Below are 13,878 nucleotides of genomic sequence, written 5' to 3'. Positions count from 1 at the left end.
CGTTCGTGGTGAGCTTGTCGAACCATGAGCGGCACACCGTACACCCTTCGACAAGCTCAGGCCGAACGGTGTGCCTTATTGAGTGTCCCGTCTTATGTGTGTAGCCCAATTAGGTGAGTAGAGACGCCCTATTTTACGTCTCTACTTGCAAGCCATTAAATTAACGCGTCCCAAAAACCACTATGGTTTTGCCGTGCGCAGTGATTAGTTTTTTATCTTCCAGTTCTTTAAGTACGCGACCGGCCATTTCTCTTGAACACCCAACAATCCGGGCGATTTCCTGACGGGTAATGTGCAATTGCATACCGTCAGGATGGGTGATGGCATCCGGTTCTTTGCACAAATCCAATAAGGTTTTGGCTATTCTGCCTTCAACATCCATAAACGCCAAATCACACAAATTACGTCGCGCCACCAATAGCCGAGCTGACAGCTGAGCACCCAGAATATAGAGCAGCTCAATAGCGTAACCCGATAATTCATTCTTGAGTGCGTGGTGAAAACGTTCATAACTGATTTCGGCTAGATAGCAATCGGTGCGGGTTTTTACGGTTACTTTACGGGTTGCGGTGCTTTTAAAAACACCAATTTCGCCAATAAATTCGTTTTTATTGAGATACGCCAAAACCAGTTCTTGGCTGCTGTTGTTATCTTCTGCGCAAATGCTGACTGATCCTTCAATGATAAAATGTAAATTATCACCCGCATCACCGGGTTGGATAACAATCGTTTTTGCCGGATAGGTTTTTTTATGACAAAGCTTTAAAAACTGCTCTAATGCGATTTCATTCCTTGCTAAATGCTCTTCTGTGTTTATCGGGGGGGGATTGCTCATGTAAACTCCATATCCATATATATCCTTTTAAGAGTATGCGATTTTAACAAAAAATCAATATTTAGGTATTTATATGCTACCCTATGCGACATTTATGGCCTGGAGGTGTCATGCAAGCAACAATTAAATGGATAGATGGAGTCATGTTTGTCGGCGAGACAGGAAGTGGTCATGCCGTGGTAATGGATGGCCCACCAGATCATGGTGGACGCAACATTGGCATGCGCCCTATGGAAATGCTGTTACTGGGCGTGGGCGGTTGTTCATCGTTTGATGTGGTACACATTTTGCAAAAAGGCCGAAATGATCTGGTCGGCTGTGTAACTGAAGTAACGGCAGAACGCGTTGATGCTATACCGAGTGTCTTTAGCAAAATGCACTTACATTTTGTTGTTTCAGGTCGCGGCTTAAAAGACGCCACTGTAGAACGGGCGGTTAAGTTATCCGCAGAAAAATATTGCTCAGCAGCAATTATGCTGGGAGCGGCAGGGGTAGAAATTACCCATGATTTTAAAGTTATCGAGGTTTAACTGGTTTGAATAAATTGCAATTACACGGCTTTAACAATCTAACAAAGTCGCTCAGTTTCAATATATACGATATTTGTTACGCGCCTGCCGAGCAACAGCAAGCTTATATTGAATATATCGATGAAGCTTACAATGCGGATAAGCTTACACAAATCCTTAAAGATGTGGCTGAGATTATCGGTGCAACTATTCTCAATATCGCTCATCAGGATTATGAGCCGCAAGGCGCTAGCGTCACCATGTTGATTTCAGAAGGTAATGTAGAACTGCCCTCGAGTATGCACAGCCAATCGCCAGGGCCGTTACCAGATACTATTCTGGCGCATTTGGATAAAAGCCATATTACCGTACACACTTATCCTGAAAGTCATCCGGATAATGGTATCAGTACGTTTAGGGCTGATATTGATGTGTCAACCTGCGGTCGTATTTCGCCATTAAAAGCGCTAAATTATCTGATTCACAGCTTTGAATCGGACGTAGTCATTATGGATTATAAAGTCCGTGGCTTTACCCGCGACATCTCCGGTAAAAAACATTATATCGACCACAATATTACCTCTATTCAGAATTATATTGCCAAAGATACCCAAGAAAGCTATCAAATGATTGATGTTAACGTCTATCAGGAAAATATTTTTCATACCAAAATGATGCTCAAAGAAACCGAGCTGGAAAATTACCTGTTTGAAAAAGAAAGTAATTTGAGTGACGAGCAAAAGGCTGGCATACAAAAGAAATTGCAAAAAGAAGTGACTGAAATCTTTTATGGCCATAATTATCGCCGTAAAAAAATAGATGTCGCTGACACCTAATAAAACACATTTCATCTTTGGGTATGCGTGTTGCGTACCCAAGTCTACTAAGCTGACACGCGTATAATCAAGCTGTTGCCTTCAGAGCAACTGAGCTTGCACTGTTTCTGCCAAGCCCTTTATTTCCCCATGACTAATAAACACCAAGCGGCCAATACCGTCGTCAGAAGATCGGGGCGGTAAATAGCTGGATGGATACAATTTTCCAGCCGCACCGTTTACCATCAAAGCTTGATTTTGTTCAGTCGTGTAAACCATGCCTTTTATGCGTACCAGTTGTTCACTGTAATGTGTCATTAGGTAGGTTAATGCGTTGTGTAATCGCTCCCAAGAGATAGGTGTCGTTAGCTGTACGCTGATGCTGCTGAATTCATGGGATGGTAACGCGGATAATTCATGATACCGTCGTGGCCGAAATTTTTTGCCAGCGTTCAAGATGACATCAGGATCAATCTTACCTTGTACAGCAATCAAGCAGGTTGCAGCGGGCGCTAACTGATTCAGTTTTGCTTGAATGCGCTGCTGTTGCCAGGTTTCGGCCAAATCATTTTGGGTTAAAATCACGGTATCTGCCCAGGCTATTTGAGCTGTTACCTCAGGGAAGCGTTCAAAATTTTGCTCATCCATAATGGCTGACACTGTCGTGATAGCATTTTGCAGGCTATAACGTGCTGACAGCCAGCGATCTTTTAATAAAATATCCAATATTGGCTCAGGATTGGCAACGCCACTGGTTTCAATAATCACCCGCTCAAAATAGTTATTGTCGACATCCCAGGCCATGCGCAGATTTTTTAATATAGGCGCTAATGAGCCGCGTACCTGACAACATAGGCAACCACCCACCAAGGTTGATAACGGAACTTTATGTTCGCGTAGTATTTGTTGGTCAATGCCTGTTGCGCCAAATTCATTAATAATAACGGCTGATTTGGGCGCATGGCTTAATAAACGATTGAGCAGGGTAGTTTTGCCGCTGCCTAAAAAGCCGCTGATGATGAATACAGGGATACGCCGTAGGGTTGCAGCTGATAAGCGTTCAGGAGTCATTGGTGTTTTGATTATGGGTGGGTATTACAAGCGTTGTCATTGAGCACAAAACATCAATTAAGCACTATCGGAATCCCATCAAAGCCAACTGCCGAATAAGTCTTCAACCAGTTTTGCACACGACTAACCGTATTTAATAATTGCTCGTCTGTATAAGGCACAGCAGCAAACTTCCCCCACACCGGCGCAGGCCACGCTATGTCGTTTTGATAGCGTACAATATGATGTATATGCAGTTGCGGCACTATATTACCGATAGCAGCAATGTTCATTTTGTCGGCTTTAAAGCTTTCGGCGAGCATTTTGGCAAAGTTACTGGATTCTTCACCCAACTGGCTGCGTTCAGATTTGGATAGTTGATAAATTTCAGAAATATTAGCGACTTGCGGCACCAAAATAAACCACGGATATTGGCTGTCATTCATCAATAATAATCGGCACAATTGAAAATGGCCAAGAGTGATGCAATCTTGCTGTAGGCGCGGATGAAGCTGAAAAGTTGAGGACATGTGATTGTGAAAAAAAATGAATAAAGACTATTGAAATGAACTAAGTAAGCGGTGTAATTTATGGCTTCATTTAATTATAAAACAAATAAAAAATGCCATCATGTCTGCTCAATCTATTTCAACTCATGAAGTAACCGCTCATGCTACAGTCGCTGTCTCATTTAAGCTACTGTTAGGATTATACGCAATTATTCCCGCTTGTTTGCTGTTAAGGCTTTTTGATAACTGGTTCTGGCAAGATTATTTACAGCACAACCTCCCTAGCAGTCCGTACCATTTTATTTTATTCCAAATCATGTTCGGCACACCGCATATTATCGCCAGTGCGATTGTACTGGTCAGTAATACTGAATATATAACACACTACAAACGCCACGTTATTTTAATGACGTTTGCCATTGCTGCGGCTTACTTTGTGGGTAATCTGTTCATTCCTTATCGGGTACTTTACGTTGTTGTTGCCTCGTGGACGGTGTATCACGTCCTTAAGCAGCAACACGGTATTGCACGGGGTATTTGCCGGTTGCCTAATCGAGAATACAATCTTGTGTTGTGGCTAAGCGTAGTGGCAGGTATTTGTGTTTATATCGGTATTTTTTTAAGGCAGGGTCTTAGTGTTGAGCAGACCGACTGGCTTAAGGGGATTGCCGCTGTTTTATGCTTGGCTTTGGCCATGAGTACCCTTAAAGCGCAGCAGTATGTCCACAGTTCGTTTGGGAGATGGTTTTTGTGGTCAAATGTATTGCTGGTGTTAAGCAGTTTCTATTTGTATGTGCAGCAGTATTATTTCTTGGCGATATTAGTGCCGCGCTTTGTGCATGATGCCACTGCTTATATTTTTTATGTTACTCATGATTACAACAAGCATCATGAACAACCGAAAAACTTTATTTATCGCTACGCCGCACGCTGTGGTGTGCATGTGTTCGTGGTATTGCCGGTTATTTCATTCGCGCTGGCATTTGTGTTGCAAGCGTATGGCGATGCTGTCGTTAATGCCATATCGCAGTTGTTTTTTGGCACGGAGTTTTATCGGGTAGTTACTGTTGGATTACTGGGCTATTTGGCTTTAATGCACTACTACACGGAAGCTTTTACCTGGAAAGGCGACTCGCCTTATCGGCAGTTTATTGCTTTTAAAAAATGATTATGCGAGTAGGGCACAATATCAATTTGCTCTATAACTAGGAGCTGCGTGTAGAGACGCAAGATTTTGCATCTCTACATATACCGCATTTTATTGGTTAGATTAATGAATCAGTTGGTTTCTTGTTGCCGATAATAAACATCCAATTCCTGCAAACGCTCTGGCGTACCAATATCCATCCAAAAGCCCGTATGCTTTTGCCCGGAAACCCGTCGATCCGCCATAGCCGCCCGCAACAAAGGCGCCAATTTACTTTTCCCAGGTGGCGTGTCTTTAAATAAATCTGGGTGATAAACGCCAATACCGCTAAAGGTGAATTTTTCTGCGCCGCCATCATTCACATAACCGTTGCTATCCAGAGAAAAATCACCGTGTGGGTGATGGTCAGGATTATTAACCAACACCAAATGCGCTAAATCAACTGTTAAATTTTTAAGGTTGGCAAAGGGGAAATCAGTGGCGATATCGCCGTTGATCACCAAAAATGGCGCGTTGCCCAATAACGGCAAGGCTTTCACTATGCCCCCCGCAGTTTCAAGTGCGCCATCAGCCTCAGAAGAATAGGCGATATAAGTACCAAACTCACTGCCATCGCCCAGTGCTTCTTCAATCTGCTGACCCAAATGCGCGTGGTTGATAACAATATCAGTGAAACCTGCGGCAACTAATTGGTAAATGGTATGGACAATCAACGGCTTCCCTGCGACTTGTAAAAGTGGCTTAGGGGTGTGATCGGTTAAAGGACGCATTCTTTCGCCGCGTCCTGCGGCCAGTATCATCGCTTTCATACGGACAACCGTTGATTAGGCATCAGGTGGTCGTTTAAGTAGCTTGAAAATTCTGCCAGTTCAGGATAACTGGCGCTAATGCGCGACACGTAGTTTAAGGTGCGGGGAATGTCGTTAAGATAGCCGGATTTGCCATCTCTTAAATGCAGCCTGGAAAAAATACCGATGGCCTTAAGGTGGCGCTGCATGCCCATTAAGTCAAACCAACGTTTAAATTGCGTGCTTGTACAAGCCAGTAAACCGGCATCGACAAGCCGCTGATAATAGCTGGTCATCCACGTTTCCACTTGCTGTTCTGGCCAGGCGATATAACAATCGCGTAATAGAGACACCAGATCGTAAGTAATTGGGCCAATCACCGCATCCTGAAAATCAATCACGCCCGGACAGTTTTTATCGGTAGCCATCAGGTTACGCGAATGGAAATCTCGGTGTACACACACGCTGGGTTGCTCCAATGCCGAAGCAATCAACACGTTTTGGGTGCTTTGCCATAACGCATCAGGGATTTCGCTGTCCAGTAATTGATCGATATACCAGTCTTTAAAAATGGCCAGTTCGCGGGTTAACAACGCATGGTTGTAATGGGGTAGGGGACTGCTCTCAATCGCTGTATTAGATTGCAGGGTCATCAGGCTATCCAGTGCCGATTGATAAAGCTCCGTGGCATTATCGCTGTTCAGCTGATCTAGAAAACACTGCGAACCAAAATCTTCCAGCAATAAAAAACCGGCCTCAATATTGTGCTGAAAAATCGTCGGTACATTAACCTGAGAACCGCTCAACAAGGTGGCCACTTTAATAAACGGCTCGACGTTTTCTTGCGGCGGCGGTGCGTCCATCACAATATACTGTTGCTCTGGTGTGGTCACCCGAAAGTAGCGCCGAAAACTGGCGTCGCTGGATGCCGGTACGCAATTTAAGATGGTTAACAGCAAATCATTTTCAAGCCAGTCACGCATGGCCAGTATTCTTAAGTCTTCAATCATCATGCTGCTTAGGGTAGATTAGTTATAATGCAGCGGCAAATTGGGTTAAAATGCCCGCTGGATGTTTTATTTGATTCACGATTCATTACGTCACAAGACCTACATTGCCTATGGTTCGTCGTTTATTTTGGGTTTGTTTACCTACATTGCTATCGCAGGTCAGTTTGGCCAATGATGCCGCCTGGAATTGCCAACAGGATAAGAATAGCAAAGAATGGGTTTGTGTGGGCGATAAAAAGCCAGCCGTTCAAACCGATGCTGTTCAGCCACTTAATGACAGACCGCGTGTTAAAAACAATAGTCGCACTAGTGTTGCGCCAGTTACTCAGCCAGTTCCGGTAAGGCCAGTAGAAGTAGCGCCAGCTCAAATAGTCGCGCCAATCCAACGCATTGAAGCACCTAATGCTGTTAAAATTGAAAGCCCAATCGCCCAGCCGGCTATCAACATTACGCCCCCCGCAGCAACCAAATCTGTTGAAGAAAAGCCAGCGATTCCTGTGGAAACGGTTAAGGAAGCCGTTAAAGCTGAGCCGCCAGCAAGCCTTAAAGCAGTTGAGCCATTATCGCCCGCCCCTGTTATTGCAGAGCCGGTTATTGCAGAACCGGCGCAGATTCCTCAAGCTGAACCAAAGGCTTCAAAAGTAGTTCAAGACGAGATTCCCCCAGTTGTTGAAAAAGCAAATATCGCTGAAGCGAAACCGGCAAATTCTTCGAATGATCCGGGTTGGCATTGCGGTACGGGCGGCGAAAAACAAAACTGGGATTGTAAATTGGTGGGTGCAGATCCTAAAGGTAAGCCGCAAGTCGTAAAAGCCGATGATGATTTTAGCTGGCGTTTGCTAAATCCGGTATTTGATCATCAGCAAGAGAATATTTTCCATAATTTAAGTGACCGTTTTCCTGTTGATCCATGGGCGGGATGCAGTATAGAAATGTCAGCGCCAAGGCCAAAATCGACCGATAAAAAGCTGCGCGAAGCATCACCTTTAGATATGAATTCCAATTACTCGGAAATCTTTGATAACCAGGTGGGCAGCTATTTTGGTAATGTTGACTTTAGCCGTGCTGATCAACGCGCCTCTGCACATGCTGCGCATTATGATACGGTTTCTGAAATACTGGATTTACACGGCGATGTGTTTTATAGCGAAGATGAAATTGCCATGTACACCGATTCGGCAACCATTAAATTGGCTACTGATGAAGCACGCCTTAGAGATGCCTTGTTTATTTCACCGACCACGCCCTTAAGAGGCAAGGCAAAAGCAGTTTATCGTGATAGTCAGTTTTTATCACGCTACCGTGGCGCAGCTTATACCAGTTGTAAGCCAGGTAATCAGGATTGGGCGGTACACGCCAGCGAATTAAAGTTAAATAAACAAACCGGTAAGGGTGCCGCTAAAAATGCCTGGGTCGAATTTAAAGGTTTCCCGGTATTTTACTCGCCGTATTTGTCTTTTCCGATGGATGACCGGCGGATGACCGGTTTTCTGGCACCCGTATTTGGCAACACCCGCAGCAATGGTTTTGATTTTTCCACGCCTTTCTACTGGAATATAGCCCCAAACTATGATGCTACCTTAAGGCCCCGATATTTAATGGAACGGGGTATTTTATTAGGCGGTGATTTCAATTATTTAACCGAAAGTTCGCATGGCACGTTCAGTGGTGAATTTTTGCCCAATGATGGTAAGCAGGCAGGAAATTTTAATAATACTAGCACTGTAGCCCCTGCTGATAATACAAACCCTTATTATAACAAGGCCAGATATCAGTTTTCCTTGAATAATATCACTCGATTTTCTCCTAAAATAAGTTCTAATCTGGACATAAGCTATGTGTCGGATAAAAATTATTTTTCTGATTTAGGCAATTCTTTAAGTTTTTCTAATTTTAGGTATATTAAGAGTTTTGCCGACCTTAAATATATCGATAAAGGCATTTCTTTAATCGCCCAGGTGGTTAATTACCAACGCGTGGATGAGTTGTTAACGGGGCGAAGTATTCCTTACCGTAAACTGCCACAGATTAATTTGGCCTTGGATCATGTGTTTGAAAATATGGCTGTGCCGGTTTTCACAGCGCTTGACAGTGAGTACGTGTATTTTCAACATGTTGACAGCGTCTCACCGCCCGGCGCAGAAACCATTACACCTATACTACCAGGGCCCTTCCCTGTGGTAGATCCTATTACCGTAGAGCGGCCTTCTATAGGGTTAACCTCGCTGCCCGAAACACAGCGCCTTAATATTAAACCGTCGGTAAGTTTACCCTGGAAAACATACTCTGCTTACGTAACGCCCAAATTATCAGTGCAATATACGCAATATCTGCTTAATAACCAGGGTGCAAGTAACCCCAGTAGTGTATCCAGAGTATTGCCGATACTGTCTGTTGATAGCGGTTTGTATTTAGAGCGTGATTTAGATATTGCCGGCACTACGTTACAACACACTATAGAGCCACGGTTGTTTTATTTATATATCCCCAGAACCGACCAGCGCGATATTCCGATATTCGATTCGGCATTGTATGATTTTCGCTTTAATACCATGTTCAGGGAAAATCGTTTTAGTGGTACCGATAGAGTGCAAGATGCCAATCAAATCACACTGGCGCTAACATCGCGTCTTATTGATCCGGCGTCGGGATTGGAAAGACTGAAATTAAACATCGGTAATATCTTATATTTTCAAGACAGAGAGGTATCGTTGGCTTATTGGGATCAAAATGGCATTAGCCAAGAGGCCAGACCCGAAAAAACCGCGTTTAAGCAGCAGCGCTTTTCTAATTTAATAGCCGAGGCCAGTAGTCAGCTGAACGAACATTTTTCAGTCGATACCGGTTTACAATGGAACCCGCGCACTAATAATATGGAACGGGGCAATATTGGCCTGCATTTTGTCAACCAACCTGGGGAGCTGATTAATTTAGCATTCCAGTACCGAAAAGATGACTCAAGATGCCGCCCCGCTGATAATGCCACAGCAACAGCACCCGCAACACTGGGTTGTAAAGATGTGAATGGAAATGTGATTGATGGCACCACTGATGCCATCCGGAATGACGTTATACTCACTGATACTTCTGTGCGTTGGCCCATTTATGACGACTGGTATGGGATAGGACGTTGGCAATATTCATGGCTGTATAACAGAACTCAGGAGGCGTTTTTGGGCTTGGAAAAAGAAAACTGCTGTTGGCGTTTCCGCATTATTGGACGGCGTTATTTTAATGGCCTTACTAATCCTAGTGGCTCAAGCACTGCCGCACTTGATCCCAACCAAGCTCAGGCGCAAACAGGTGTGTTTTTTCAGATAGAACTTAAAGGCTTGACCGGTATTGGCCAGAAGCTTGATGACTTTTTTGAAAAAAATATTTATGGTTACCAGAAGCCACAAAAATGATGAAACAAATACAAATAAAGAAAACCCTTGTAGCCGTCATAATCGGCCTATTGTTATGCATTAGCTTTGGCGTGTATGCCGAACAGCTCGATCGAATAGTGGCCGTTGTTGAAGATGATGTCATCTTAGAACGTGAGCTAGAGCGTGAAGTGACCGCCGTAGTTAAAAAGATACAAACCAATAAAATGGAAATGCCGCCGTGGTCTGTATTACGCAAACAGATTTTAGAAAAAATGATTGTAGAAAAACTCCAACGATTATTGGCAGAACGAACTGGCATAAACATTAGCCAAGAAACTTTGGACAGCGCCGCTGCCGATATTGCCCAACGCAATAACATGACACCTGAACAATTCAAAGCTGAACTGGAAACTCAGGGCTTATCTTACAAAGATTTTTTAAATAATTTGCGCAACGAAATTATCATTAATCAAGTGCGTGGCAAAGAAATTGGCGGGCGTATTAATGTGAGTGATAGAGAAGTTGAACATTATCTGGAAACACAAGATAAGTTTGGCGAAGAATCTACCCAATATCATCTAGGCCATATCTTGATTGCTGTTAAAGAAGGTGCTTCTTCGGCAGAAATTCAAAAAGCCAAGGCTAAAGCTGACGAGTTGGTTAAAAAATTGCGGGCCGGACAAGATTTTAATCAAGCGGCCATCAGCAATTCGCAAGACAGCAATGCTTTAAAAGGCGGGGATTTGGGCTGGCGTAAAATTGCCGACGTTCCAAGCTTATTTTCAGATGTCGTTAATAAGCTGTCGCAGGGCGATATTACTGATCCTATCCGCAGCCCCAGTGGTTTTCATATTGTTAAATTGCTGGAAGTTAAAGGCATGGGCAATGCAATGATTACCAAAACCAAGGTACGGCATATCCTCATAAAAACCAACGAATTAATAGATGATAATGAGGCAAAAAATCGTCTGCTGGCCTTAAAAGCACGTATTGCAGAAGGCGATGATTTTGCGGTACTCGCACGCGCCCAATCCGATGATAAAGGCTCGGCGTTAAAAGGCGGTTCGTTGGATTGGGTGGGGCCTGGCGATTTAGTCAAACCTTTTGAAGAAGCCATGAGTAAGCTGGCGATTAATGAAATTAGCGAACCGGTACAAACGCAGTTTGGCTGGCATCTGATTCAGGTTTTAGGGCGCGAAAATAAAGACAATAGCGATCAAAACAAAAAGAACTTTGTTAAAGAAGCCATACGTAAACGCAAAATAGAAGAAGAGACCGAGTTATGGTTGCGCCGCCTACGCGATGAATCTTTTGTGGAAATTTATGAAAATCGGCTTTAAAGTGGATTCAAATATTCGCATAACATCACATCAGGATGAACAACAAGCCACTGCACAGCGTTTTGCCGACTGAACAACAGCAGTTAAAAAGCAGATTGCGGCATCTTCTTGGTAACGAGAATTTGCAAGATCAACGGACATTACTGGCCACGCTAGCCGCTGAATTGGCGGTTGATGTGCTGGATTGTGGCGCGGCCTTATTGCATATTATGCAACAAGACGGTTATCCGTCTTCACTATCCTCAGCGGACACACCAAATGCCATGTCGTCTACCTCTACACGGATTGATGCCCGTGTAATGACGATTTGCATAGCACAGCCTAATGCGCAAGCTTGCCTTGCGGAACCGGTGTTGCCGTTTACCTCGGTAACGCCAACCATCAAAATGTTGCGTTACCGTTTGGATATTGGTAAAAAACACCAGCTGACTGTCAAAGACCTTAAAAAAGTGTTGGTCGAAGAATCCGGTGTCGATATAAATAACATTAATAATGTTATGATTCATGGGCAATACACGCTGATTGAATTACCGGATGAAATGCCGCAGGATATCTTTCAGCATTTAAAAACGGTAGAAATTAATCAGCAAAAGCTGAACATAAAGCGATTAAAATCACGCACTAAAAAACAGGCCAATAATCGTTTTCGTCATGGTAAACCACGAACAAGTCAGCGTAGCGGCGACGATTCGGTCTAAACTCTTCAGTCAATATACAATCAGGACTTCGCATTCGCCACCTAAACTACCTTTGACTAACGTGGCAAGCCATAACTATGACAAACATTCAATACATTGATTCTCCAGAAAAACTGGCCTTATTGTGTGAGCAAATCAAAAAAGAAACTTGGTTGGCACTTGATACTGAGTTTCTGCGCGAGAAAACCTACTACTCCAAATTTTGTTTGCTACAAATAGCCACGCCAGAATGGGTTGTTTGCGTTGATCCTATTGCGCTGCCACAGCTAGATACGCTGTTTGAAGTTATTTATGACCCAGGTATCGTTAAAGTATTTCACTCTTGCCGCCAAGATTTAGAGATTTTTCATCAAATAACCGGCAAATTACCGTCGCCTGTTTTTGATACCCAGGTTGCCGCGCCGCTATTAGGTTTTCAGGATAATCCTGGCTATGCCATGTTGGTATCAAGCTTTTTAAACGTTAATTTAAACAAAGCGCATACACGTGCCGATTGGAGTAAGCGTCCGTTAACGGAAGAGCAAATTCAATATGCGGCTGATGATGTGATTTATCTGTGTCAAATTTATCAGGTGATGACACAAAAATTAGCTGAGTTAGGTCGTTCTGATTGGTTGGTTCATGATTTTTCTGAATTGGAAAATCCTGAGCTTTACCTTGTTGCACCTGAAAAAGCCTGGTTAAAAATTAAAGGTAAAAACAAGCTAACGGGCAAACAATTGTCTGTGGTACAAGCCTTGGCTGAATGGCGTGAAAAAACTGCGCAAGCTGAAAATCGCCCTAAAAATTGGTTGTTGCGTGATGAGATTGTGTTTGATATTGCCAAATTACAGCCAGAAACCCAGGCTCAGTTAGGTGAAGTGCGCGGTATTGATATGCGGATAATTAATCGGCACGGTGCAGAGTTGTGTCAATTGATTAACGCGGCAAAAAACCGGCCACCGATTCCGCTTAATCTAACCGGAAAATCGGCAAAAAAGTCCCAGCAGCAAGAAGCTATTTTAGATATTTTAACGGCGCTGGTTAGGATTCGAGCCGAGGAAAATCAGTTGAACCCTAGTATTTTAGCCAGTCGTAAAGATTTGGAAGTGTTGTTATTTGATGACGATGAGGAATGTCCGCTGTTGCATGGCTGGCGTTTTAGTATGGCGGGTAAGGAGTTGGTGGGATTGTTGAAGGGGGAATTATCGCTGGGGATTGAGGCGGATAAGATAAATATTATTGATTTGAAGGCGTAATTTGGTCTGTCTAGTTTGATGGCTAATTATCAGTAATGAGCTACATTTAAATCAAATGAGGCACAACTAATGAAATTTAGCTTTTGCATGGTGATTAAGTCTAACGGAGATAGTTTTGGAACAATTATGTTTTTTACCTAAAATACTTGTAATTGCGCTTTTACTCAGCGCATGCGCACCACAAATGGAAGTTATACCTATACTTCCTAAATATGAAACAATTTCTTTACCTAAAATCGGAGAAATAGCCAATGTTCAAATGGGCGAATCTATAATCGATATGGCTCATACCTTATCCTCCCCAGCGATTAAATTTGTGAGCGACTGCTCTTTTTCAGAGCAATTTAATCGCCCAGGAACTGGCGGTATCGACTACAAAATAAGCAAGGATTCTATATTTACGCAGGATAGCATTAACAATGGCGTTCCTGCATATTGTGGAGAACTCTCACAACTAACACCTCCATTTGGTGTAAAAATTCAGACCCCTCTAAATTAAAAAATCACCAAGTCGCCTAAAAAAATTGTACAGTATCACCCATGAGACTAAGCGACCACGACCTGCTGCAAC

General features: G+C 43.3%; 13 protein-coding genes. 8 read left to right on the top strand and 5 right to left on the bottom strand.

What is annotated here, in order from left to right; genetic code table 11:
* Positions 1–160: 160 nt before the first annotated feature.
* Positions 161–835 carry a cAMP-activated global transcriptional regulator CRP gene (gene crp / locus ACHZC4_RS09120; RefSeq protein WP_394753525.1) on the bottom strand — a complete coding sequence of 225 codons (675 nt, stop codon included), beginning with the start codon at positions 833–835 and terminating at the stop codon, positions 161–163.
* A gap of 110 nt (positions 836–945) precedes the next feature.
* On the opposite strand from crp, the gene ACHZC4_RS09115 reads away from it, so the two are divergent.
* Both ACHZC4_RS09115 and speD read left to right on the top strand, forming a co-directional pair.
* Positions 946–1,365 (top strand): OsmC family protein, encoded by a 420-nt coding sequence (locus ACHZC4_RS09115; RefSeq protein ID WP_394753524.1) that lies wholly within the window; start codon positions 946–948, stop codon positions 1,363–1,365.
* Between the two features lie 5 nt (positions 1,366–1,370).
* A complete protein-coding gene (gene speD, locus ACHZC4_RS09110; RefSeq protein WP_394753523.1) occupies positions 1,371–2,180 on the top strand; it encodes an adenosylmethionine decarboxylase in 810 nt (269 codons plus the stop codon).
* A gap of 81 nt (positions 2,181–2,261) precedes the next feature.
* Here speD and ACHZC4_RS09105 read toward each other — a convergent pair whose 3' ends face one another.
* Together ACHZC4_RS09105 and ACHZC4_RS09100 are read right to left on the bottom strand one after the other, a co-directional pair.
* Positions 2,262–3,230 (bottom strand): CobW family GTP-binding protein, encoded by a 969-nt coding sequence (locus tag ACHZC4_RS09105; RefSeq protein WP_394753522.1) that lies wholly within the window; start codon positions 3,228–3,230, stop codon positions 2,262–2,264.
* Between the two features lie 53 nt (positions 3,231–3,283).
* Positions 3,284–3,739 (bottom strand): HIT domain-containing protein, encoded by a 456-nt coding sequence (locus ACHZC4_RS09100; protein WP_394753521.1) that lies wholly within the window; start codon positions 3,737–3,739, stop codon positions 3,284–3,286.
* 100 nt (positions 3,740–3,839) lie between these two features.
* Here ACHZC4_RS09100 and ACHZC4_RS09095 point away from each other — a divergent pair, with 100 nt between their 5' ends.
* Positions 3,840–4,886 carry a hypothetical protein gene (locus tag ACHZC4_RS09095; RefSeq protein ID WP_394753520.1) on the top strand — a complete coding sequence of 349 codons (1,047 nt, stop codon included), beginning with the start codon at positions 3,840–3,842 and terminating at the stop codon, positions 4,884–4,886.
* Between the two features lie 110 nt (positions 4,887–4,996).
* On the opposite strand, the gene murU is transcribed toward ACHZC4_RS09095, so the two are convergent.
* Complete coding sequence (murU, locus tag ACHZC4_RS09090) at positions 4,997–5,674, bottom strand: N-acetylmuramate alpha-1-phosphate uridylyltransferase MurU (protein ID WP_394753519.1); 678 nt, start codon at positions 5,672–5,674, stop codon at positions 4,997–4,999.
* On the bottom strand, positions 5,671–6,666 hold the full coding sequence (locus ACHZC4_RS09085; RefSeq protein ID WP_394753518.1) for an aminoglycoside phosphotransferase family protein: 996 nt from the start codon (positions 6,664–6,666) through the stop codon (positions 5,671–5,673). The genes murU and ACHZC4_RS09085 overlap by 4 nt, the downstream gene beginning before the upstream one ends.
* Positions 6,667–6,773: 107 nt before the next feature.
* Here ACHZC4_RS09085 and lptD point away from each other — a divergent pair, with 107 nt between their 5' ends.
* From lptD to ACHZC4_RS09060, 5 genes are all read left to right on the top strand, one after another.
* On the top strand, positions 6,774–10,070 hold the full coding sequence (gene lptD / locus ACHZC4_RS09080) for an LPS assembly protein LptD (RefSeq protein ID WP_394753517.1): 3,297 nt from the start codon (positions 6,774–6,776) through the stop codon (positions 10,068–10,070).
* Entirely contained in the window at positions 10,067–11,371 is a 1,305-nt protein-coding gene (locus tag ACHZC4_RS09075; RefSeq protein WP_394753516.1) for a peptidylprolyl isomerase, read from the top strand. The genes lptD and ACHZC4_RS09075 overlap by 4 nt, the downstream gene beginning before the upstream one ends.
* A 35-nt stretch (positions 11,372–11,406) precedes the next feature.
* Positions 11,407–12,069, top strand: coding sequence for a DbpA RNA binding domain-containing protein (locus ACHZC4_RS09070; protein WP_394753515.1), 663 nt, complete (start codon positions 11,407–11,409; stop codon positions 12,067–12,069).
* 77 nt (positions 12,070–12,146) lie between these two features.
* The gene (rnd, locus tag ACHZC4_RS09065) at positions 12,147–13,307 is read left to right on the top strand and encodes a ribonuclease D (protein ID WP_394753514.1); all 1,161 of its coding nucleotides are present in this window, start codon (positions 12,147–12,149) and stop codon (positions 13,305–13,307) included.
* 115 nt (positions 13,308–13,422) lie between these two features.
* Positions 13,423–13,806, top strand: a complete 384-nt coding sequence (locus ACHZC4_RS09060; protein ID WP_394753513.1) for a hypothetical protein — start codon at positions 13,423–13,425, stop codon at positions 13,804–13,806.
* Positions 13,807–13,878: the final 72 nt, after the last annotated feature.

It is taken from the genome of Crenothrix sp. (assembly GCF_043729335.1).
Classification (GTDB): domain Bacteria; phylum Pseudomonadota; class Gammaproteobacteria; order Methylococcales; family Methylomonadaceae; genus Crenothrix.
This window is presented reverse-complemented; position numbering and strand designations above follow the sequence as displayed.